This window comes from Alphaproteobacteria bacterium (assembly GCA_030680745.1).
Lineage (GTDB): Bacteria > Pseudomonadota > Alphaproteobacteria > JAUXUR01 > JAUXUR01 > JAUXUR01.
In genome coordinates this window covers 34,757-56,698 of sequence record JAUXUR010000045.1, presented here as the reverse complement: position 1 = coordinate 56,698, position 21,942 = coordinate 34,757, and the positions used below count along the sequence as shown (strand labels likewise).

Here is a 21,942-nt window from a genome sequence, read left to right as displayed (position 1 = left end):
GATTGATGCGTCGCTTCGGCACTCAGATCCTCATGTATGAAGAATACACTGTGGTCTTCCGTGCCGAATCTTCTATCACGAGCCTCACATTAGCGAGTTTCGAAAGAATTCTATATATGGACAGATTTTTATTAAGTTTGTTCATAAAAACACGCTTTTAAATTCGGGTACTTTACCTGTAAGATCATATTATTTTTTTCTTACTTTTTGGAATTCATAAGGTGTACAATGTAAATCAACATCCCCCTTTGTTATCAGGCAACATCATGAAACGTTTAGTACAATTTTTTAATCCATTAGCGTTTACACCCAAAATATGGACTGTTTTAAAAGAAGGCTATAAATTTAACCATTTTAAAGCAGATTTTATGGCAGGGTTGACAGTTGCGATTGTTGCGCTTCCTTTATCTATGGCACTTGCGATTGCGTCTGGGTCAACACCTGATAAAGGCATCATAACCGCTATTATTGCAGGGTTTCTAATTTCCTTTTTAGGTGGATCGCGTTATCAAATTGGCGGCCCCACAGGCGCCTTTGTTGTCATTGTTTATCATATTATTGAAAGCCATGGATATGATGGTCTTTTAATAGCCACGATCATGGCGGGTGTTTTACTGATTATCTTTGGGCTTTGCAGATTTGGAAGCATCATTAAATATATTCCTTTTCCGGTTATTACAGGTTTTACGGCCGGCATTGCCGTTATTATTTTTTCAAGTCAAATTAAAGATCTTTTAGGGCTACAAATTACAAAATTACCTGGTGATTTTATACCCAAATGGGAAATGTATTTTAAAAAAATAGATACGGTGCATTTGCCAGCCATTGCCCTTTCGCTTATCAGTTTAGCCCTTTTGTTTTTGGGCCGCCATTTTTGGCCAAGGGGTCCTTATTTTTTAATTGTGGTTACATTCGGTGCCCTTTGTGTTTGGTTTTTTAATTTACCAGTGGCCACAATCGGTACTGAATTTGGTGTTATTTCATCAAGTCTACCCCAACCATCTTTGCCTGATTTCACCTGGAGCAAATGCATAACATTACTGCCCTCAGCCTTTACCATCGCGTTTTTAGCAGGGATTGAATCATTATTATCGGCGGTCATTGCCGATGGTATGACGGGTGCACGTCATCGATCTGATGCCGAACTTATCGCTCAAGGTATTGCTAATATTGGATCAGCTTGTTTTGCGGGATTACCTGCAACAGGGGCCATAGCGCGCACAGCTACAAATATTAGGGCAGGCGCAAGAAGCCCCATAGCAGGCATGTTGCATGCAATTTTTTTATTGTTGATGATGTTGCTTGTAGCGCCTTTAGCACAATGGTTACCCTTAGCATCACTTGCAGCCATTCTTGTTATAGTTGCACTAAATATGAGTGAGATTGAAAATTTTAAATTTATTTTTAAAGCACCAAAATCTGATATTTTAATTCTAATTTTAACTTTTTTGCTGACTGTATTTGTAGATTTAACCTTTGCTATTTCGATTGGCATTATTTTGTCATCCTTGCTTTTTACACGCAGAATGAGTGAACTGGCTATTATTAAAAATATTAACAAGTCGCTAAAGGACGATGATGAAAATCAAGAAATTTCAAAACATTTTGGTAAAAATATTCCTAAAAATGTTGAAATTTATAAAATTCAAGGTCCTTTCTTTTTTGGTATGACAATTCCAATGAAAGATTTAATTGATCGTATGGATCAAGGTGTCGAAATTTTAATTTTAAGAATGCGCGACGTGCCAATGATTGATGCCTCGGGCCTTGCGCGATTGAATGATTTTTTTTTGCACGCTGAAGCTTGTAATGTCACGATTATATTAAGCAGCGTTCAGGATAAAGTAAAAAAACTTATTCAAAATATTGAGATGAACCATAAAGATAATATATATTTTTCCTCAGATTACGCTGAAGCCATAGATATTGTTTTTAATCTTTCCTTAACCACAAAAAATGTTAGTTAATATTGTTCAAGAAAAAAATCTATGTTACAATTGATTAGATAAGAACCAAACAAAAAAAAACTCAGGAGGACTAAATGAAAACAAAATTATGTCTATCTCTAGCTTTTGCGACAATATTAATGACATCAAGCTTTTCTGCATTTGCAGATCAAGCACAAAGATTTAAAGTCGATCATAATGCAAAACATGATGACGTTAATCATGCCGATACTAAAGGTGTTGTAACATTATTTCAAGCACAACAATATAAAGTGCTCCCTAACAATAAAATGGTGCCAATAGGAAAGTTACGAACTAATGTGCATGTAGCTGCTACTGATGAATTGCATTCTGATCCTAATCTAGAAAAGAAAGTTGTAGAAGGTCTTGCTGATGATCCTGCAACGCTTAGTATTTTTTCGACTTTAGCATCTGTTGCAAGTAAAGTTGTTAGTACGGTTGCTTCTCATGCTAGCACTCTTGTAAGTAGTGCTATAGGTGTTGTTAAAGGACTCGTATCTAATCCTGGTGTTCAACAAGCTGCAAAAGAAGCTGTTGTAGGTGGAGCTATTTCCACGGCACTTGCTGTTGGAACCTCTGTTTTATTACCATCGAAAACAACACCAGCACCAGCAGATCCAAACGCACAGCCAGCACAATAGGCTAAACTTTCAATAAAAGAATTTATAAATATCTTTTATTAAATCTAAAAAAAGAGGGTCTATTTAGTATTTATTTAGACCCTTTTTTATATTCTATAGTCAATAGACTTGAGGCGTAGACAAGAAAGAACGAGCGAATTGTATCCTTATATACACGAGCGAGGCATGACGATGTTTCCTTCCAATGTCTATCGACTATAAGCAAAAAATTTCTTTTTTACATTTTTTAGATCACTATCTGAACGAATTTCTACAAATTGAACCTTAGGATATTCTTTTTGAAATTTTGTAAGTTGATATTTTACACGTTCTTCGAAATGCCACATATATTTTAATAAACACCAACGAATATTTTCTGGGCAACCAAAGGCGCGATCTTCACTATTTTCTTTTTTCGTTAAAAAGCGTTTAAGAACGCGCCAATAACAAGTCAATTTTGGGTAATTGAAATATAAAACAAGATCGGCATTTTTATATCGTATTTCTAAAGATTTTGTATTATTGCCATCAATAATCCAACGATCTGTTTCAACAATTGATTGTTGAATGTCTAAAAATTCTTGATAATCGCGCTCCACCCAATTCGGTAGATAAAAATGACGATCCAGATGATGTACAGGAATGTTCGTTAATTTTGAAAGCATGCGCGCAAAAGTAGATTTCCCGCCACCAGGTCTGCCAAAAATCATAATTTTTGAAGGAAGAATCAATGACATTATTGTATTTCTTTTTTTTGTAACGCCTTAGGAGGGAGAAAATTTAGGCCTCTCCCCTCCTACGCCCCGCGGCTTGACCGCGGGGTCCATAGTGAAAAAGGATAATTTAAATATTTAACGAATCTTTTCAAATGCCTTATGGATTACATGGGTTTTGCCGGGGGAAGTGGAAAAGGGGAGTCTTGAGGCGTTACCTTTTTTGCAAGGTGTTTAAACATAATATAAAAAAGCTTTAAAAAAGTCAAAATTAACTTTAAATTTAATCTTTCATATGTTCTAGGTCTTAAAAAATGACGTTTAAAATGAATCACGAAAAAACAAATCAACAGATTACCATTCAGAAAACAATTATAGAAAAAATAGTAAAGTTGGTGTTTCCAAAATCAAAATTATTATCTTATGAAGTTATTTCAGGTGGTTGCGCTAATTTAAATATCAAAATTATGTTAGATGATGTTAACGCGCCATATATTTTAAGAATTTATATGCGGGACAAGGATGCAGCTTTTCGCGAACAAAAAATTGGGAATTTGCTTAAAGATATCGTTCCTATACCCCAAATTTATGCCATTGGTGATTATAATGATTATCGTTTTGCAATTGTTACCTTTATAAAAGGTATGACATTAAGAGATCTTTTGTTAAGTAATACACCGCACGATATAAAAAGCCTAATGACAGAAGCAGGTTTCTATCTATCAAAAATACAAAAAATTCAATTTGAATCTGCAGGTTTTTTCGATAAAGATCTTAATGTCATGCCTTTTGATGCAGAAAATACCGAGCATGATTTTATAAAGAAATGTTTAAAGAACACGATTGTTTTAAAACATATTGGCGATGAAAATTGTGCAAAAATAGCCTATTATGTTGATGCATATAAAGATGAACCAATAGATCTTAATGAAAAAAGTCTTGTCCATGGCGATTATGATCCTGCCAATATTTTAGTTGATCTTATTGATAATCATTGGAAAATTACGGGCATTTTGGATTGGGAATTTGCTTTTTCTGGATCTTTTCTTCAAGATATCGCTAATATGTTGCGTTATGCACATCATATGCCCACGATTTATGAAGAATCCTTTTTACAAAGCTTAAAACAAAATAACGTGATTCTTCCTAAAAATTGGCGTATAAAAACACATTTACTTAATATTGGATCATTGTTAGATTGTTTTATTAGGCACCCAGCTGAGGAACGTCCCAATCAATCGGCTGATATTGTAGACCTTATTACATTTTTTATTCATAAATTGGATGAATTTCATGAAAAAACACATTGAAGTCGTATCGTATAATCCAGAATGGCCCTTAATGTTTGAAGCTGTTGCCACGAATATACGTGAAATTTTGGGTGATAATTGCGTTGCTATTCATCATATTGGCTCAACATCGGTTAAAGGGCTTACTGCAAAACCAGTGATTGATATTATCATGGCTGTCAAAGATCGAGAAAAAGCAATTATTTCTCTTGAATCTTTGGGTTATTTATATAAAGGGGAATACAATATCCCCATGCGTTTATATTTTAATAAAAAGAAACCGATAGATGTGAATCTTCATGTTTATGAAGAGAATCACCCCGAAATAGAACTTAATCTTTTGTTTAGAGATTACTTACGTGATCACCACGAGTCCATGAATGCATATGCATTTCTTAAGACTAACCTTTTAAAAAATCCCTCTTCTTTTGAGAAAAACAAAGCATCTTTTACAGGGTATAATTTAGGTAAAGATGATTTTATTCGCACTATATTAAAGCAAGCTGGATTTAACCGAATTAGATTCATGCGTTGTATGCATCATACAGAAATTGAGACCGCTAAACTATTTCGCCAAAAATACTTCTTTGATAAAATACCAATAGAAGATCCTTACCTTTGGACCTTTGATCATAAAGATAATGTTCACTTTGTTCTTTATAAAGGCGTTGACATTATTGGGTATGCTCATATTCAATTTTGGCCAGATGCGAAAGCCGCTTTACGCATCATTGTGATTGATGAAATACATCGGCATAAAGGGTATGGAAGCGAATTTTTGATTCTTATTGAAAAATGGCTTAAACAACAAAATATCAAGATATTGCATATCGAGTCGTCGCCTGAGGCTTACCCTTTTTATTGCAAGCATCATTATAATAAAATGCCTTTCGCGGATCCTGAAAATCACGAGGATTCCATACAAGAAATGTGCAACAATGATATAGCAATCGGAAAAAAATTTTAATAAGGGTACCATAGTCGATAGACATTGGAAGGATACATCGTCTCGCCTCACTCATGTATATAGGGATACACTTCGTTCGTTGTTCCTTGTCTACTCCTCAAGTCTATCAACTATATAAATAAATTAAGCACTTCTAGGAAAAGCATCCAATTGACGCAAGGCTTCACCCACGACAAGCGCACAAGATATTGCAACATTTAAAGAGCGTGCATTTGGATTCATTGGAATTGCAAGTCTTAAATCTGCTTTTTCATGAATGTCGATTGGCGCACCTTTACTTTCACTGCCCAAAACCAAATCATCAAAAGGCGAAAAATCACATTTCGTGTACACTACATCTGATTTAGTTGTTAAAAGTATCAAACGTCTATTTGTATCTCGTTGTTTCAGATAAACATCCCAGGACATATGTTTTTTCACATTGACTTGATCAAGGTAATCCATACCAGAGCGTTTTAATTTGGCATCATCCCAGACAAAGCCGCAAGGCTCAATAATATCAACGGTAAGATTTAAGCAAGCAGCAAGTCTTAAAATTGTACCTGTATTTTGAGGAATGTCAGGTTGGTAAAGTACTATATGCATAAACTCACTCCTTAATAATGACATACTACTCAAATTATGAGGTAAAGTCTAGAAAGAGCGAGAACCGGAACGGAATGTACTTCTTCGTACATGAGTACAGGAATGCGCAGGCCTGACGACGAATTTGCCCATAATTTGAGTAGTAATACGTCTTTGCAACAGTTTGATTTTATCTTACAGATAATACCTAATTTTTTGTTGCTTTACAGCTGAAAAAAAAAGACAATTCACTTACCATTAGAAGCTTTAAAGAGCTTAGTTTCAGGAGAAGGGTATGTTAATGAAGCGCGAAATTGATCCTACTGAAAAAATACAAGAAACGAAAAGAGATTTTCTTTATTTGACGACTGCTGCGATGGGCGCTGTTGCAGCAGGTGCTGCTATTTGGCCTTTTATTGATAGCATGAATCCTGCAGCCGATGTTCTTGCATTATCGACAACAGAAATTGATATTTCTCAAATTGCTGTAGGTCAAGCAATCACAGCAATGTGGCGTGGTAGTCCGGTTTTTATTCGCAGACGCACAGAAGAAGAAATTAAAATAGCGCGCGCTGTTGATATTAAAACATTGCCTGATCCTGAAAAAGACGAAGATCGCACGAAAAAAGACAAAGATGAATGGCTTGTTCTTGTAGGTGTTTGCACCCATTTGGGTTGTGTGCCTGGCAATAAAGCAAGCGATTCTAAAGGCGATTTCGGTGGCTGGCTATGTCCTTGTCATGGCTCGCATTACGATACGTCTGGTCGTATTCGTAAAGGTCCAGCGCCTCATAATCTTGCAATTCCACCTTATCAATTTACCAATGAAAAAACACTATTGATTGGTTAGAAGGAAATCTTAAATGTCAGGTATACAAACTTTAGAACCCGAGACAAAATGGGGTCGATTTCAAAACTGGGTCGATGATCGTTTACCCATCTTTACGTTTATGCGTCATTCATTGGAAGAATACCCGACGCCTAAAAATTTAAGTTATTGGTGGAATTTTGGCTCGCTTGCAGGTGTTTGCCTTGTCGTTATGATGCTGTCTGGCATATTTTTAGCGATGTATTATACACCCCATTCCCAACACGCTTTTGAAAGTGTTGACCGTATTATGCGAGACGTGAATCATGGATGGCTTTTGCGTTATATCCATATGAACGGCGCCTCTATGTTTTTCATCGTCGTCTATCTGCATATGTTCAGAGGCCTTTATTACGGTTCATATAAATCACCGCGCGAATTATTATGGATTTTAGGCGTTGTTATCCTTCTTTTAATGATGGCTACAGCTTTTATGGGTTATGTATTGCCTTGGGGGCAAATGAGCTTTTGGGGTGCGACGGTTATTACTAAACTGGTTGCTTCTTTCTTCCCGGGACTTGAAAATGGTATTTTACAGCTTCTTTGGGGTGATTTTTCCGTTAGCAATGCAACTTTAAATCGTTTTTTCTCGTTACATTACCTTTTACCTTTCGTTATTGTTGGCGTTGTCATCCTTCATCTTGTAGCACTTCATAAACATGGATCGAACAATCCTTTGGGGATTGATTTAAAAAATCCTAAAGAAAAAATTCCTTTTCATCCTTATTACACGATCAAAGATTTTTTTGGTTTGGGCGTCTTTTTCTTAGTCTTTTTATCGATCGTATTTTACGCGCCTGAATTCTTTAACGAGCCTGATAATTATATTCCCGCAAATCCAATGGTGACACCACCTCACATTGTGCCTGAATGGTATTTCCTACCCTTTTATGCCATTGTACGTTCTATTCCTTGGCGTTGGGGGGGCATCTTCTTAATGTTTGCCTCTATCCTCATTCTTTTTGTTTTACCTTGGCTTGATCGTTCAAAAGTAAGAAGTGGTACTTTTAGACCAATATTTAAAATTTCCTTTTGGATCTTTTTGGCCAATTGTTGCGTTCTTGGGTATATGGGTGCTTTACCAACAGATGGTCATACATTTGGATTACCCAACATCTTGATTAGCCAAATTGCAACTTTTTATTATTTCTTCCACTTCTTGGGTGTTCTTCCTCTTTTGGCGAAATACGAAAAAACGTTGCCATTGCCCACAAGTCTTGGCACACCTGCGTTAGGAGCTAAAAATGTTTAAAAAAACAATCCTATTGATGTTTTTAGCTTTTATGTCGCTACAGGCTTTTGCAAGTGATGCGGAACATCCACCCAAAATGAATTGGTCATTCCAATCAATTTTTGGTACCTATGACCGTGCTGCTTTACAACGTGGATTTCAGGTGTATCACGAAGTTTGTGCCGCATGTCATTCACTCAATCACTTAGCTTATCGTCATTTGGCTGGTATTGGGTTCACACCTGAAACAATTAAGGCTTTGGCTGCCGAAAAAGAAATACGTGACGGCTTTACTGAAGAAGGTGAAATTTTCAAACGTCCAGGCATTGCAGCGGATCATATAGCGCCACCTTATATTAATGAAAAGGCAGCAAAGGCAGCTAATAATGGTTCATTACCGCCAGATTTATCGTTAATCGTCAAAGCGCGTGCCCATGGGCCAGATTATCTTCATGCAATTCTCACTGGATATGCAGAACCACCAAAAGAAGTTCAGTTAGGCGAAAATATGCATTACAACAAATATTTTGCAGGACGCCAAATCGCAATGATTGCGCCTCTTCACGAAGGTATGGTGAATTATACGGATGGAACGCCTACCAATGTTGAGCAATATGCAAAAGATGTTGTAACCTTCCTAACATGGGCAGGTGATCCCAAAATGGAAGAACGTAAAAGCACAGGCTTTAAGGTCATGTTTTTCCTTATTATTCTAACGCTTTTTATGTTTTTCACTAAAAGACGTGTATGGCGGAATATCAAAGATTAATATACCCTTCTTTTTTCAAACTGTGGAGGGCGTCAGATTTCGGGATTCACCATGCTCATGTATGAAGAGATACACTCCGCGTGATTCACCACTCATCTTTCTACCCACATTTTGAAACCGATCGGGTATATACGCACAAAAGATATAATTTTCTTTCGAATGTTTCCCTGAACCAATGAGAACCTATTGGGCTTGAATGCGGATTCAGGGTGCAGAATTGATTATGGTTGAAAACTATAACCTATTACCAATACGCTAAATAAGTTTGCATCCTCATATTATCCTGATATGATTGATCATCATTAAAAAAACACGTTTAAAATTAGGGTAGAAAATGAGCGCTTTTGGAAATTCACCCATCTTATTTAACAATAGTCCGTTAATGAAAGCATTGCAGACGTCCGCATCGGCCATGAAAGTCCAGATGTCAAGACTTGAAGTTGTTGCCCAAAATTTAGCTAATGCCCATACAACGGGTACAAATGCCAAAGAAAACCCTTATACGCGTAAAACGATTAGCTTTAAATCTGATGTTGACAGACGCACAGGCGTTCATCGTGTCAGCGTAAAAAAGATTGGTGTTGATTCAACGCCTTTTGGTGAAGAATATGATCCAGGTCACCCTGCAGCGGACGAAAACGGTATGATCAAATTACCGAATGTGAATCGTCATATTGAATTAAAAGATATGAATGAAGCCATGCGCGCGCACCATGTAAATATGAGTATGATTAAAATCATTCGTGAAATGTTTGAAAAAACAATTGGGATTATGTCTAAGACTTAACCTTTCCTGCAATAGAAGTGTGTAGTTACAACAAAATATAAAACGAGACTCAAAAATGGCTATTACTCCCATTACATCATCGCAAATCCCATCAATTTCTGACCTTAATATTGGGGCCACAAGGGATATTAATCAACATTCAGGTTTTGGAAATATGGTTTCAGAAGCTGCTCAAAGCCTCAGGCAGGATGGACACGCATACGAAATAGAAAGTGCAAAATCAATCAAAGGTGCTGGAAATGAAATTGATTTAGCAATCGTTTCTGCAAACCTTGAAACAAGTTTAAAAGCAGTGCGGGAAACTTTAAGTACAGCAACTGCTACGTTTAAAGAAATATACCATATTCAAGCGGGTTAATTTCTAAAAGATGATCGCAGAATGACGCAATTAGAAATTATAGAGATATCACGGCAATCCATTTGGGTGCTGCTTAAAGTATCAGCCCCTGTCCTTATCATTGCGCTTATTGTTGGTTTTTCTGTATCGCTTCTTCAAGCATTGACGCAAATGCAAGAAATGACATTGTCTTTTGTACCTAAAATCATCCTTATCTTTTTATCCCTTATTCTTTTAATGCCTTATATGATTTCAACGCTTAAGGAATATACCGAGCATCTATATGCGCTTATACTTAAATCTGGTTAAAAGTGGCCTAATACATACTAGAAAGTAAGTTTTTGTCTGATTTTTTTGCAACTCAGTTTTATTATTATCTTCTTGTAGCCTTTAGACTTTTTCCTATTTTTCTTTTTGCGCCTGGTTTTGGTGAAAAGTTTGTTTTACCTCAAATACGCGTTTTTATGACAATTCTTGTGGCAATTTTTGTTCAACCATTGGTTCAAGATTATTTGCCAGCACAACCAATTCACTTTTTTGGACTCGTTTTACTGTTAAGTGGCGAATTAGCCATTGGATTATTCTTAGCTTTTATTTCTAGATTATTTATCTATTTGCTTGAATCTGCTGGCGCTATCATTGCCCAAGTCATTGGCTTTTCAAATGCATTGTCTAATTCACCCGTATCAGCGCAACAAGCTTCAATCATAAGTGCCTTTTTATCCTTAACAGGTTTATTATTGATTTTTACGTTGTCTTTACATCACTTATTTATATACGGAACAATTGATAGTTATGCTATTTTTAAACCAGGTTTTTTACCACCATTAGCAGAATTTTCGGATCATTTTGTTCAAATGGTTTCAAAAACATTTAAACTTTCTGTTTATTTTGCGGCACCTTTTTTGGTGGTTAGTCTTATTTTTTATCTTGGCATGGGTATTTTGTCCCGGCTTGTGACACAAATTCAAATTTTCTTTATTGCTGCACCTTTACAACTTTTAATAGGTACATTTGTCTTATTTTTATGTTTAGCAACTTTATTTTCATGGTATGAACTTCAGATAAAAGAAAATTTAGGTCAAGTATGGAGGGGATAGATGGCTGAAGATCAAGATGAATCCCAGAAAACCGAGGAGCCGACCCCGAGGCGACTCGAAAAATCAAAAGAAGATGGTAAATCACCGCATTCGAAAGACCTTAGTCATTTTGTGATGTTATTTGCTGTAGGTCTTTTAATCGCTTTTTATTTCCCTTTTTTAGCACAAAAACTTCAAAATATTTTACGTTTATTTATTGAATCTTCTCATGAACTTTATTTGTCTTCACTTTCAAGTATTATTCTTGAAATAGCTTTTTGGGTCGCAACACCTTTAGTCACGCTTTTAATAATCGCTTTATCATTAGGATTTTACGAAAATAAATTTCATTTTTCAATGAAATCAATTGTGCCCAAATTAGAAAAAATTTCTCTATTTAAAGGAATGAAGCGCATATTTTCGTTGAAAAACTTGGTTGATTTTATTAAAAGCCTGACATATGTCATTGTATTAATGTCAGTTGTTTCAATGATTGTTTATGACGCTGTTTTAAAATCAGAAAGTTTTATTTGGTATAGTTTAATTGATCTTGTTCATTTTTTTTATGAAAATATAATAACATTATTTATTATTACTATTTGCATTGTTGTTGTTGTCGCTATTCTAGACGTTTTTTACCAACGTTATGAATATTTAAAATCACTACGTATGACAAAACAAGAAGTTAAGGATGAGCATAAAGAATCTGAAGGGGATCCTCTTATTAAATCTAAAATAAGACGTATCCGTATGGAGCGCATCCGCAACAGAATGATGGCCAATGTACCTAAAGCTGATGTTATTATTACAAATCCAACCCATTACGCGATTGCTTTAAAATACGAACATACAAAAATGAATGCACCTGTTGTCGTTGCAAAAGGACAAGGATATGTTGCTGCAAAAATTCGCGAATTAGCGGAAGAACATCATATTCCGCTTGTAGAAAACCCGCCATTAGCACGTGCTTTATATACAATCGAACTGGATCAAGAAATACCCTTAGAGCATTATAAAGTAGTTGCTGATATTATTGTTTACGTCATGAAACTTAAAAACAAATTACCTAAAATGTAAAAAAACATTTTTACTCATTTATTATTTTTTGTTTTATAGGAAGTTAAACTAGGCTCTGATTTTATTTCTAACAAATTGTTATTAATTTTAAATTCATCGAGATTACTTTCATACTCATTGATTAATAGCATAAATTCTTTTTGATATTTATCTTTTGTAACATAACTAAGCATATGTCTCATTTCAGCAATAACAACATTAAATTGAACGATAATATCTTTTTGTGTTTCTTTAAGATTGCTATTGGCAAGAGCTGATTTATAATATTCTAGGGAGGTTTTCAAAAGACATGTAATGGCAGTTTTAATTTTTCGATCAAAATTATATAAAATGGAGTAATTTTTAGTAGCTTCAATATTTAAAAATTTCTTTTTATATTTTTTAGGAATAATCGTATAGTTGAATTCATTGAATTTAAAAAAAAAATTTTTTCCATTTTCGAGCAAAACATCGCCAATTTCTAGTAATATGTCTACATTGATATTTTCAGCTTTATAATTAAAATCGATTATTTTTTTAGGTAAAAAATTATAATTAATTAAAAAATATTCTTCATCAACAGATAATAAAGAGTTTTTTATTATTTCATCAGTCAACGAGGAATAAATGTTATTTACATATAATATACTTAAAAAAATTAATAAATTAAGTTTTAAAAAAAGAGATTTTTTTTTAAAACTAAAATAATTAAATATGAACATATTTCATCTTCCTTTAAAGATAATTTATCCGCTTAATGCTATAGGAACAATATGAAAAAATAAAAAAAATATAATGATTTCTTTTATTTATCATGCATATAATGCTTTTTGAAAAGATCAAGAAGCTATCACATAATTTTATTATATATGAAGAAACAAGTATACATCATATTCAACTAAGGAAACTATGTGTCAATCCATCTAATTTATTAAGTAAAAACATAGTGTAAATTTTAAATAAAATAGACTTCTTTCGAAACTCGCTAATGCGAGTGATAGAAGATTCGGCACGCAAGGCCGTTCTGCATTCTTCATACACAAGGATCTAAGTACCGAAACGACGCATCAATCGGCCACAGTAGTAGAGTTTCGAAAGAAGTATAATTAAAATAAGTATTACAAATCACATTTCATAAACAAACAGCTTGCTCCATTTGAATAATCAATTCGTTCAAAATCACAAACATATCCTAAATTTTCATAAAATTTTGATGCTTTTTGGAAAGACATTGTGGCAATGCTTGCCATAGAGCATCCAATTTCACGCCCATAATCATGGACTTGCCGCATTAATGTTGTGCCCAAACCTTGATTTCGATATTCTTCATGAACCCAAAGCTGATCTGCGTATATGCTTCCATAAATAACAGAACCATTACAGCCAGCGATTATGTTATCCTTTGCGTCACGCATAAAAAAAGCAAAAGAATAAGCCTTTTCCTGAATGCCTTTTTTTTGTGCATCCTCATTAATCTTTTGAGTCAGAAAATCAATATCCTGACTCTTTGGATTTAAAGTAAATGTGGTATCGAACGACATTTTAAGGTTGCAATCCAATATAGACATCTAAAATTGTGTTAAGTGGATTCATCGCACGCTCGTCATAAATTTCAAAATCTGTATGGTAATTTCTTTTACCGCCTAAATCTTTATCACTCATTAACCAAATTTTTTGCCAAGCATTAATAACACTTGCAGGCATTGGGCCTGGTTCTGTCGTAAACTTAGTATAATGTTGGGCTGGAATTTTTAATCCGCTTAATGAATCTGGTATTGATTCTAAGCTTGTGACTTCTTCGCCTACAAAAAATGTATAATCTGCTGTGTAATCGCCTGCATATTCAGTATAGGCACAAAATGTACGATTAGGCGTTTCGCTTTTTTCAAATTGACGATTAGGTATCTTAAGATAGATTTTTTCTTGAAAATATTGACCTACAAGTTGCATAATTTTTGAGGTCAATGGATTAATTTCGTTTGCTAAATTCGTACGCGCTTTAAGGCCAATCAATTGAATCTCGCCTAGATTTATTGATGATTTTTGCATTTTTTATCCTTTATAAATATGCCGAGGAAAATACTTCCAAGTGGATGTTATCAAAAAACAAACCAAAAATAAAGAACAAAAAGAGAACAAAAATAATTTTTGCTCCTTAAACGTTGCACCTCTATATTGTTATCGTTTTTGGTTAAGAAAAAAATAAGAAGCAAAACGTAGCATCTTCCTACATAAAAAACGAATGACACTCTAATTAACTAAATATGGAAAATATTATATAGCTGTTTTAGTCTCAAGTAAAAAAAATAAAGAAGTTAAAAGACTATCTGTTAAGGCATATTTATCGGGTAAAGAAAATCAGCATCTTTAATAGCATCAAGCATTTCGCGCAAGTTTTGTGCTTGAGGTGTTAAAGATTCTTCTTTATCTGATTCCATTTCAATTAAATTTTTATTAAGTTTTTCAAGATCTAATGTCGACAGCACGACAACTTCTTCAGCAAGAACAGTGCATTGATTGGGTGTAACATCAGCAAAACCGGATTTTACGTAAAGCCTTTCTTTGCGCTTACCATCTTTATAAATGCCAATTAGTCCAGGCTTAAGACTCGTCACAAAAGGCGTGTGGTCATGTAAAACACCGAAATAACCGTCTTTACCAGGAATCACAACCATGTCCACATCGTCTGAAAAAAGTGATTTTTCAGGTGAGACAAGATCAAAATGAATTTTGGCCATTGGTTTTTTCCTTTTTAATGGTTTAGCGTCTTATCAGGTTATATAAAAATACGTCCGTCATTGAGTACTCTTTTTTCATTCGTTATTCTGAAGAGCGAGACCGCACCCCTCTAATCGTCATTGCGAGGGACCAAGTCCCGTGGCAATCTAAAAGCTATCTGAACGCCCATTTTAGATTGCCGCGCGTCTTAGACGCTCGCAATGACGAACCACCGCCTCTTTTTTTTAGGGGAGGTGTGGCGATCTCAATTTTCCAGAGAGATTGCCACGGAGCCCCTTTTAAATTTGGGCCCCTCGCAATGACGGATGGCAGTTGTCATTCCTTTTAAGTCCACCCTTTTTAGGTGGTGGGCAACTCGCAATGACGGAAATACTAGATTTCCTACAAGGCTAATTTCAAAGCTCGAGCATATAGTTGATAGACTTGAGATTCAGACAAGGAGTAACGCGCGAAGTGTATACTTCATACATGAGCAAGGCACGACGCAGTATCAATCCAAGTCCATCAACTATTATCAAGCAGCTTCTGCTATAGAAGAGGCCAGTTGACGTGCTTTTTCAATCGCTTCATCAATAGTACCAACCATATAAAACGCAGATTCTGGAATATCGTCATAATCGCCTTTAACGATACCCTTAAAACCACGAATCGTTTCTTCCAAAGGCACAAACACACCTGGTTTGCCTGTAAAGACTTCAGCCACATGGAATGGTTGTGACAAGAAACGTTGAATCTTACGGGCGCGACTCACGACAAGCTTATCTTCTTCAGACAATTCATCCATCCCCAAGATCGCAATGATATCTTGAAGGGATTTATAGGTTTGAAGAACGCGTTGTACTTCACGTGCAATGCTGTAATGCTCATCACCCACAATCCGAGGATCAAGCACACGTGATGTTGAATCAAGCGGATCCACAGCTGGATAAATCCCAATCTCAGCAATTTGACGATTCAACACAGTTGTTGCGTCCAAATGCGAGAAAGCCGTTGCAGGTGCAGGATCAGTCAAATCGTCGGCAGGCACATAAATCGCTTGCACAGATGTGATCGATCCGCGTTTTGTTGTCGTAATACGTTCCTGCAATGTACCCATGTCGGTCGCAAGCGTTGGTTGATACCCCACAGCAGATGGGATACGACCAAGCAACGCTGACACTTCAGAACCGGCTTGCGTAAACCTAAAGATATTATCAATAAAGAACAAAACGTCTTGCCCTTCATCGTCTCTAAAATATTCTGCGAGTGTCAACCCTGTTAGTGCGACACGTGCACGGGCCCCAGGTGGCTCATTCATTTGACCATAAACAAGGGCGGCTTTCGACCCAGGCCCATCAAGTTTTATAACACCCGAATCGATCATTTCATGATAAAGATCGTTTCCTTCACGTGTTCTTTCACCAACACCTGCGAAAACAGAAAACCCACCATGTGCTTTAGCAACGTTATTAATCAATTCCATGATCAAAACGGTTTTACCCACACCCGCACCACCGAATAGACCAACTTTACCCCCTTTTAAATAAGGGGCTAAAAGATCAACGACTTTAATCCCTGTGACCAAAATTTCGGATTCTGTTGCTTGTTCAGCGAAACTTGGCGCTTCGCGGTGAATAGGACTAGATTTTTTTGTAATTACTGGCCCACGTTCATCAATAGGTTCACCCACCACATTGATAATACGTCCTAATGTTTCAGGTCCCACGGGCACCGTAATAGGAATACCTGTGTCGATAACTTCCATGCCGCGGCTCATGCCATCGGTTGAATCCATGGCAATCGTACGAACAGTTTTTTCACCTAAATGCTGTGCCGTTTCAAGCACAACTTTACGGCCATCAACATTCACCGTTAAAGCATTTAAAATTTGAGGGAGATTATTTGCAAACTCAACGTCTACAACGGCTCCGATTATTTGAGAGACTTTTCCTTTATGCATTCATATCCTCCTATTAAAGCGCTTCTGCGCCAGATATCACTTCAATCAATTCTTTCGTAATAACAGCTTGTCTCGTTCTGTTATACTTAATACGTAATTGTTTAATCATATCGCCTGCATTGCGCGTTGCATTATCCATCGCGGTCATGCGTGCGCCTTGTTCACTCGCTGCATTTTCAAGCAATGCACCATATAATTGAACAGCAAGGCTTTTGGGTAATAATTCGTGAAGCAATTCTTCTTCATTTGGTTCAAAAGTATAAATCGCATCACCAATATCTGATCCCATAATTGAAGGCTGATTTTTTTGATCAACCAAAGCTGGAATCATTTGCTTGCGTGTCACAATTTGAGTCAATGCAGATTTAAACTGATTGAAAATGAGTGTACAAACATCTATTTCTTTTTCTTCGTACAAATCAATAATGCGTTTGGCAATCTTATCGGCAATCGCAAAAGTCACGCGAGGTTTTGCAATATCTTCAAAACCATCTAAAATCATCGAGCTAAATTCACGACGAAGCATATCTTTTGCCTTACGGCCAATCGTCAAAATGAAAACTTCTTTGCCTTTTGATTTTAAAGACTGAACCATACGTCGTGTGTCACGAATAATTGTCGCATTAAAACCACCACAAAGACCACGATCGGAAGACGCAACAATAACTAAATGACGTTCTTGCTTCCCAGTGCCTACCAAAAGTTTTGGTGCAGATTCAATATCCGTCACACCTGAGGCCAATGAATTCATCATCCCTAGCATTTTACGCGTGTAAGGACGGGATGCCTCAACATGGTCTTGCGCACGTTTAAATTTTGACGCTGCAACCATTTTCATGGCAGATGTTATTTTTTGTGTTGATTTAACACTTTCAATCCGGACGCGTAGATCTTTTAAATTTGCCATCTTTGTCCTTCCTTTTTCAAATTGTGGAGGCCATCAAAATCACGCAAATGTTTTGACAAAGCTCTCAAGAAAGGCTTTTAGTTTTTTCTCTACATCTTCGCTTAAAGCTTTTTGCTCACGAATCGCATTTAAAATTTCAGGTTCTTTAGCACGGATATCGCCCAATAACCCAGATTCAAAACGACTCACTTCAGTCACTGGAATTTTATCCAAATAACCTTTAACACCCGCATAAATCGAAATCACTTGTTCTTCGATAGATAAAGGTGAATATTGTGCTTGTTTCAAAAGCTGCGTCAATCGTTGACCGCGATTTAAAAGTTGCTGTGTTGATGCATCAAGATCTGACGCAAATTGCGAAAATGCTTCCATTTCACGGAATTGCGCTAGTTCTAACTTAATACTACCCGCTACTTGTTTCATCGCTTTAACTTGGGCGGCAGACCCCACACGGCTAACGGATAAACCAACGTTAATCGCAGGACGTACGCCTTTATAAAATAGATTCGTTTCCAAGAATATTTGACCATCCGTAATCGAAATCACGTTTGTCGGAATATAGGCAGATACGTCACCCGCTTGCGTTTCGATAATCGGCAATGCCGTCAATGACCCAGCGCCTGCTTTATCATTTAGCTTTGCAGCACGCTCTAGAAGACGAGAGTGAAGATAAAACACATCACCAGGATAAGCTTCACGTCCTGGTGGACGACGAAGTAAAAGTGACATCTGACGGTAAGCTACAGCTTGTTTGGACAAATCATCATAAACGATCAATGCATGCATTCCATTATCACGGAAATACTCACCCATCGCACAGCCAGAATAAGGTGCTAAGAATTGTAAAGGTGCAGGATCTGACGCTGTTGCTGCCACAATGATTGTGTAATCTAAAGCGCCACGTTCTTCGAGTGTCTTAACAATTTGTGCAACAGTTGATCGTTTTTGACCAATAGCTACATAGACGCAATATAATTTTTTAGATTCGTCACGACCTTCATTGATTTTTTTCTGATTTAAAATCGCATCAATCGCAATCGCTGTTTTACCTGTTTGACGATCGCCAATAATAAGTTCACGTTGACCACGTCCAATCGGTACCAATGAATCAATCGCTTTTAAACCTGTTTGCATAGGTTCATGCACTGATTTACGGCTAACAATCCCTGGGGCTTTAACCTCAATACGGCCTTGCGTCACATCTTTAAGTGGACCTTTGCCGTCAATGGGATTACCCAATGCATCGACAACACGCCCTAAAAGGCCGCGACCGACGGGCACGTCAACAATACGATTTGTTCTTTTAACAATATCGCCTTCATTGATGTCACGATCATCCCCGAAAATAACAACACCCACATTGTCTTTTTCAAGGTTTAACGCCATGCCTAATGTGCCTTTAGGGAAAGAAACCATCTCACCCGATTGAACATTATCAAGACCATAAACACGTGCAATACCATCGCCTATGGATAAAACTTGCCCAATTTCAGCAAGTTCTGACTCTGTTCCAAAATGCTTAATTTGCTCTTTTAAAACGGCTGTAATTTCAGAGGCGCGAATGACCATCAGCCTATCCCCTTCATATGTGATTGAACCCGATCGAGTTTAGATTTAAGTGAAGTATCCAACATTTGTGATCCAATTTTTACCACAAGACCTGCGATTAATTTTGGATCAATGGACATTTCGAGGAAAATTTCAGAAGCGAATTGTTTTTCAAATTGCGTCTTCAATTGTTGATGCTGCGCATCAGATAAAGATTGTGCCGATGTCACTTCGATAATCGGAATATGTTGTCTTGTTGCCAATTCTCTGGCGAACGAATCAACAATTTCATTTAATCCATATAATCTTGCATTTTCATTAAGAACTTGAACAAATTTTATGGTTAATGGCGTTATTTCAGCAATAACTAAAACTTTTGCTAAAAGATCATTAAGATGATTTTTTTGGTAAAGAGGATTAGATACAATTTGTTGAAATTGCTCAATATTCAATAATTCTTTTAGTTTTTGAACATCCGCACTGGCCTCAGAAAATAATTTATTTTCTTGAACCAGATCGAGATATGCCGACAGGTAACGTTCAAAAACGGGTGTTAATTTTTTTGCGCTCATTGCCACCTTTCCGTCCCCTATCCCCGTTATATTTAATATTTGTTTTACGTGTTGGTACCATAAGAAAAAGACTTTGTGAAGGGCCATTTTGTGTATTTTTTACACTAAGGTTAAAATCTATGCTAAAACCACACGAAACTTTGATTGCCGGAAGATACATTTCCAGGCATTATACCTCAAGAATGTTTGGATGTTTTAATTTATGTTTAGGCATTACCTCCTTAAAGTATGCAGAATTGGTGCAAAAATGAAGTTTTTAAATCTTGTTTTTTTCGGAAGTATGATAATGTTTACAGCTTGTTCTAAAGATCAACAGAATGATCCAATCGTAGCCATCGTGAATGGCGATAAAGTTTTTAAATCAACTTTAATGAATTTTATTCCCCCTAATAATCAAATTCAAAATATCGATCCCTATTTTGAAAATTTGCGTGAGCGCGCTATTAATGTAGAGCTCATCCACCAAAAAGCACTTCTCAATGTTAAAGCCGATGATACTGAGCTTGCTGAAGAATTAAATCGCATCAAAGAAGGCTTAATTTTAGAACAATATCGTAAAAAATTACTTGAAAAAGAATTGTCTGAAAAAGGCATTAAAGAAAAATACAAAAAATTTATTAAAGAAAACCCTGCAGAATCCGAAGTACGCGCACGTCATATTCTTGTTGAAAAAGAAGAAGACGCAAAACAAATTCTTGAGGAGCTTGAAAAAGGTGGCAGCTTTGAAGCTCTTTCAAACGCAAAATCAAAAGATAAAGCAGCCAATGCGCAAAAAGGCGATTTAGGCTATTTTAGACGTACAGACATGGTGAAACCTTTTGCTGATAGCGCTTTTGCCTTACGCGAAAAAATGATTTCTAAATTAGGTCGTGATCATTTTCATGAATCTACTGGCCTTCGTGATATTGTTAAAACCCAATTTGGTTGGCACGTGATTGAAGTTTTAGGCAGCCGCGAATCAAGCCATCCACCTTTAGAAGAATTAAAATCACAGCTTGAAGGCGAAGTTACAAAAGATACGATCGAAAAAGAAGTTGATCGCTTAAAAGAAAAAGCTAAATTTGAAATCCTACCTCTTCCTGCCAAAATAGAAGGAAAAGACGCCGAAAAAGACCCAATTCTTGTTAAAATAGACGGTAAAGAATACAAAAAATCAGATCTTATAACGCTTATCCCTAATAGTGATCTTGGCACTGATTTGACACCCTTTTATGACCGCCTTGCTAATGAATTTGTTAAAAAACAATTGATGACGCATGAAGCACTTAAATCAATTTCAGATAAAGACAAAAGCATTCAAGAAGGCCTAAACAAAGTCCGCAAACGTGCGCTTGTAAACATCTATCTAGAGCGTTATGTAAAATCACAACAAAATGATGCTAGCCTTCAACAAGATTATAAAGCTTGGTTGACGAAGAATCCTCAAGAAGAGGAAGTGCATGCGCGCCATATTCTTGTTGAAACAGAAGATGAAGCCAAAGCTATCCTTGCAAAACTTAAAGAAGGCACTGATTTTGCTACAATGGCAAATGAAAAATCAAAAGATAAAGGTGCAAAAGGTGGCGATTTAGGCTATTTCAATGCAGCCATGATGGTCCCTGAATTTTCACAACTCGCTTTCAGCCTTCAACCACCTCAAAATGGTCAAAAAGGTGAAATGGGTATTGTTAAATCGAATTTTGGATGGCATATCGTTGAGGCTCTTGATAAAAGAAAATCACCTGTTCCTACATTTGATGAAGTGAAACCAGAATTAGAAGCAGAACAGGCTCAAAAAATTGTGGATGATTATCTAGAAGCACTCAAAAAAGAAGCTAAAATTGAACTTTTTGACTTGCCTAAAGATTCAAAAGACAAAAAAGAAGATCCTAAAGTAAAAGTTGCTGCACCTGATCTTGAATCAGCTGATTCAACTAAAAAAGAAGAACCTAAAAAAGAAGCAAGCAAGTAATTACACCACATGTTGAACACTAGTCTAATTATGAGTCAA

Annotated in this window: 23 protein-coding genes; 13 read left to right on the top strand and 10 right to left on the bottom strand. The window is 36.2% G+C overall.

The features are described from left to right. The first annotated feature begins 266 nt into the window (after positions 1-266). Positions 267-1,967, top strand: coding sequence for a SulP family inorganic anion transporter (locus Q8L85_05070; GenBank protein ID MDP1724056.1), 1,701 nt, complete (start codon positions 267-269; stop codon positions 1,965-1,967). 74 nt (positions 1,968-2,041) lie between these two features. Beyond that, complete coding sequence (locus tag Q8L85_05065; GenBank protein MDP1724055.1) at positions 2,042-2,608, top strand: hypothetical protein; 567 nt, start codon at positions 2,042-2,044, stop codon at positions 2,606-2,608. Between the two features lie 188 nt (positions 2,609-2,796). On the opposite strand, the gene Q8L85_05060 is transcribed toward Q8L85_05065, so the two are convergent. Beyond that, the gene (locus tag Q8L85_05060) at positions 2,797-3,324 is read right to left on the bottom strand and encodes a DNA topology modulation protein (protein ID MDP1724054.1); all 528 of its coding nucleotides are present in this window, start codon (positions 3,322-3,324) and stop codon (positions 2,797-2,799) included. Between the two features lie 290 nt (positions 3,325-3,614). Here Q8L85_05060 and Q8L85_05055 point away from each other — a divergent pair, with 290 nt between their 5' ends. Beyond that, positions 3,615-4,610: an aminoglycoside phosphotransferase family protein gene (locus tag Q8L85_05055; protein ID MDP1724053.1), complete on the top strand. Its 996-nt coding sequence runs from the start codon at positions 3,615-3,617 to the stop codon at positions 4,608-4,610. Next, entirely contained in the window at positions 4,594-5,556 is a 963-nt protein-coding gene (locus Q8L85_05050; GenBank protein MDP1724052.1) for a bifunctional GrpB family protein/GNAT family N-acetyltransferase, read from the top strand. The genes Q8L85_05055 and Q8L85_05050 overlap by 17 nt, the downstream gene beginning before the upstream one ends. A 123-nt stretch (positions 5,557-5,679) precedes the next feature. Here the strand turns inward: Q8L85_05050 and Q8L85_05045 are convergent, their stop codons facing one another. Further along, the gene (locus Q8L85_05045) at positions 5,680-6,141 is read right to left on the bottom strand and encodes a tRNA (cytidine(34)-2'-O)-methyltransferase (protein ID MDP1724051.1); all 462 of its coding nucleotides are present in this window, start codon (positions 6,139-6,141) and stop codon (positions 5,680-5,682) included. Positions 6,142-6,421: 280 nt separating this feature from the next. Here Q8L85_05045 and petA point away from each other — a divergent pair, with 280 nt between their 5' ends. From petA to flhB, 8 genes are all read left to right on the top strand, one after another. After that, positions 6,422-6,970, top strand: coding sequence for a ubiquinol-cytochrome c reductase iron-sulfur subunit (petA, locus tag Q8L85_05040; protein ID MDP1724050.1), 549 nt, complete (start codon positions 6,422-6,424; stop codon positions 6,968-6,970). Between the two features lie 13 nt (positions 6,971-6,983). Then, positions 6,984-8,240 carry a cytochrome b/b6 gene (locus tag Q8L85_05035; GenBank protein MDP1724049.1) on the top strand — a complete coding sequence of 419 codons (1,257 nt, stop codon included), beginning with the start codon at positions 6,984-6,986 and terminating at the stop codon, positions 8,238-8,240. Beyond that, complete coding sequence (locus Q8L85_05030; protein MDP1724048.1) at positions 8,233-8,988, top strand: cytochrome c1; 756 nt, start codon at positions 8,233-8,235, stop codon at positions 8,986-8,988. The genes Q8L85_05035 and Q8L85_05030 overlap by 8 nt, the downstream gene beginning before the upstream one ends. A 334-nt stretch (positions 8,989-9,322) precedes the next feature. Beyond that, positions 9,323-9,775 (top strand): flagellar basal body rod protein FlgC, encoded by a 453-nt coding sequence (gene flgC / locus Q8L85_05025; protein MDP1724047.1) that lies wholly within the window; start codon positions 9,323-9,325, stop codon positions 9,773-9,775. A 55-nt stretch (positions 9,776-9,830) separates the two neighbouring features. Further along, the gene (locus tag Q8L85_05020) at positions 9,831-10,133 is read left to right on the top strand and encodes a hypothetical protein (protein ID MDP1724046.1); all 303 of its coding nucleotides are present in this window, start codon (positions 9,831-9,833) and stop codon (positions 10,131-10,133) included. Between the two features lie 21 nt (positions 10,134-10,154). Beyond that, positions 10,155-10,421 (top strand): flagellar biosynthesis protein FliQ, encoded by a 267-nt coding sequence (fliQ, locus tag Q8L85_05015; GenBank protein MDP1724045.1) that lies wholly within the window; start codon positions 10,155-10,157, stop codon positions 10,419-10,421. A 32-nt stretch (positions 10,422-10,453) separates the two neighbouring features. Beyond that, positions 10,454-11,212, top strand: coding sequence for a flagellar biosynthetic protein FliR (locus tag Q8L85_05010; protein ID MDP1724044.1), 759 nt, complete (start codon positions 10,454-10,456; stop codon positions 11,210-11,212). Beyond that, positions 11,213-12,268 carry a flagellar biosynthesis protein FlhB gene (gene flhB, locus Q8L85_05005; protein ID MDP1724043.1) on the top strand — a complete coding sequence of 352 codons (1,056 nt, stop codon included), beginning with the start codon at positions 11,213-11,215 and terminating at the stop codon, positions 12,266-12,268. It abuts the gene before it with no gap. Between the two features lie 14 nt (positions 12,269-12,282). Here flhB and Q8L85_05000 read toward each other — a convergent pair whose 3' ends face one another. From Q8L85_05000 to atpH, 8 genes are all read right to left on the bottom strand, one after another. Further along, a complete protein-coding gene (locus tag Q8L85_05000; protein MDP1724042.1) occupies positions 12,283-12,969 on the bottom strand; it encodes a hypothetical protein in 687 nt (228 codons plus the stop codon). Positions 12,970-13,365: 396 nt separating this feature from the next. Further along, positions 13,366-13,788, bottom strand: a complete 423-nt coding sequence (locus tag Q8L85_04995) for a GNAT family N-acetyltransferase (GenBank protein MDP1724041.1) — start codon at positions 13,786-13,788, stop codon at positions 13,366-13,368. Between the two features lies 1 nt (position 13,789). Continuing rightward, complete coding sequence (locus Q8L85_04990; GenBank protein ID MDP1724040.1) at positions 13,790-14,296, bottom strand: effector binding domain-containing protein; 507 nt, start codon at positions 14,294-14,296, stop codon at positions 13,790-13,792. Between the two features lie 281 nt (positions 14,297-14,577). After that, positions 14,578-14,985: an ATP synthase F1 subunit epsilon gene (gene atpC, locus Q8L85_04985; GenBank protein ID MDP1724039.1), complete on the bottom strand. Its 408-nt coding sequence runs from the start codon at positions 14,983-14,985 to the stop codon at positions 14,578-14,580. A gap of 515 nt (positions 14,986-15,500) precedes the next feature. Next, positions 15,501-16,925, bottom strand: coding sequence for a F0F1 ATP synthase subunit beta (atpD, locus tag Q8L85_04980; protein ID MDP1724038.1), 1,425 nt, complete (start codon positions 16,923-16,925; stop codon positions 15,501-15,503). A gap of 13 nt (positions 16,926-16,938) precedes the next feature. Next, entirely contained in the window at positions 16,939-17,832 is an 894-nt protein-coding gene (locus Q8L85_04975) for a F0F1 ATP synthase subunit gamma (protein ID MDP1724037.1), read from the bottom strand. 39 nt (positions 17,833-17,871) lie between these two features. Beyond that, positions 17,872-19,401, bottom strand: a complete 1,530-nt coding sequence (gene atpA / locus Q8L85_04970) for a F0F1 ATP synthase subunit alpha (protein MDP1724036.1) — start codon at positions 19,399-19,401, stop codon at positions 17,872-17,874. Further along, the gene (gene atpH / locus Q8L85_04965) at positions 19,401-19,952 is read right to left on the bottom strand and encodes an ATP synthase F1 subunit delta (GenBank protein MDP1724035.1); all 552 of its coding nucleotides are present in this window, start codon (positions 19,950-19,952) and stop codon (positions 19,401-19,403) included. The genes atpA and atpH overlap by 1 nt, the downstream gene beginning before the upstream one ends. 286 nt (positions 19,953-20,238) lie before the next feature. Between atpH and Q8L85_04960 the strand changes: the two genes are divergently transcribed. Next, positions 20,239-21,903 carry a peptidylprolyl isomerase gene (locus Q8L85_04960; protein MDP1724034.1) on the top strand — a complete coding sequence of 555 codons (1,665 nt, stop codon included), beginning with the start codon at positions 20,239-20,241 and terminating at the stop codon, positions 21,901-21,903. Positions 21,904-21,942: the final 39 nt, after the last annotated feature.

What these genes read in the sequence shown, in the direction of transcription:
- Q8L85_04995 (MDP1724041.1), bottom strand. Translation starts at nt 13,788, where the DNA reads ATGTCGTTCGATACCACATTTACTTTAAATCCAAAGAGTCAGGATATT.
- fliQ (MDP1724045.1), top strand. Translation starts at nt 10,155, where the DNA reads ATGACGCAATTAGAAATTATAGAGATATCACGGCAATCCATTTGGGTG.
- Q8L85_05030 (MDP1724048.1), top strand. Translation starts at nt 8,233, where the DNA reads ATGTTTAAAAAAACAATCCTATTGATGTTTTTAGCTTTTATGTCGCTA.
- atpC (MDP1724039.1), bottom strand. Translation starts at nt 14,985, where the DNA reads ATGGCCAAAATTCATTTTGATCTTGTCTCACCTGAAAAATCACTTTTT.
- Q8L85_04960 (MDP1724034.1), top strand. Translation starts at nt 20,239, where the DNA reads ATGTTTACAGCTTGTTCTAAAGATCAACAGAATGATCCAATCGTAGCC.
- Q8L85_05050 (MDP1724052.1), top strand. Translation starts at nt 4,594, where the DNA reads ATGAAAAAACACATTGAAGTCGTATCGTATAATCCAGAATGGCCCTTA.
- Q8L85_05000 (MDP1724042.1), bottom strand. Translation starts at nt 12,969, where the DNA reads ATGTTCATATTTAATTATTTTAGTTTTAAAAAAAAATCTCTTTTTTTA.
- Q8L85_05060 (MDP1724054.1), bottom strand. Translation starts at nt 3,324, where the DNA reads ATGTCATTGATTCTTCCTTCAAAAATTATGATTTTTGGCAGACCTGGT.
- Q8L85_05020 (MDP1724046.1), top strand. Translation starts at nt 9,831, where the DNA reads ATGGCTATTACTCCCATTACATCATCGCAAATCCCATCAATTTCTGAC.
- atpD (MDP1724038.1), bottom strand. Translation starts at nt 16,925, where the DNA reads ATGCATAAAGGAAAAGTCTCTCAAATAATCGGAGCCGTTGTAGACGTT.
- flgC (MDP1724047.1), top strand. Translation starts at nt 9,323, where the DNA reads ATGAGCGCTTTTGGAAATTCACCCATCTTATTTAACAATAGTCCGTTA.
- Q8L85_04975 (MDP1724037.1), bottom strand. Translation starts at nt 17,832, where the DNA reads ATGGCAAATTTAAAAGATCTACGCGTCCGGATTGAAAGTGTTAAATCA.
- Q8L85_05055 (MDP1724053.1), top strand. Translation starts at nt 3,615, where the DNA reads ATGACGTTTAAAATGAATCACGAAAAAACAAATCAACAGATTACCATT.
- petA (MDP1724050.1), top strand. Translation starts at nt 6,422, where the DNA reads ATGAAGCGCGAAATTGATCCTACTGAAAAAATACAAGAAACGAAAAGA.
- Q8L85_05070 (MDP1724056.1), top strand. Translation starts at nt 267, where the DNA reads ATGAAACGTTTAGTACAATTTTTTAATCCATTAGCGTTTACACCCAAA.
- Q8L85_05035 (MDP1724049.1), top strand. Translation starts at nt 6,984, where the DNA reads ATGTCAGGTATACAAACTTTAGAACCCGAGACAAAATGGGGTCGATTT.
- flhB (MDP1724043.1), top strand. Translation starts at nt 11,213, where the DNA reads ATGGCTGAAGATCAAGATGAATCCCAGAAAACCGAGGAGCCGACCCCG.
- Q8L85_04990 (MDP1724040.1), bottom strand. Translation starts at nt 14,296, where the DNA reads ATGCAAAAATCATCAATAAATCTAGGCGAGATTCAATTGATTGGCCTT.
- Q8L85_05065 (MDP1724055.1), top strand. Translation starts at nt 2,042, where the DNA reads ATGAAAACAAAATTATGTCTATCTCTAGCTTTTGCGACAATATTAATG.
- atpH (MDP1724035.1), bottom strand. Translation starts at nt 19,952, where the DNA reads ATGAGCGCAAAAAAATTAACACCCGTTTTTGAACGTTACCTGTCGGCA.
- Q8L85_05045 (MDP1724051.1), bottom strand. Translation starts at nt 6,141, where the DNA reads ATGCATATAGTACTTTACCAACCTGACATTCCTCAAAATACAGGTACA.
- atpA (MDP1724036.1), bottom strand. Translation starts at nt 19,401, where the DNA reads ATGGTCATTCGCGCCTCTGAAATTACAGCCGTTTTAAAAGAGCAAATT.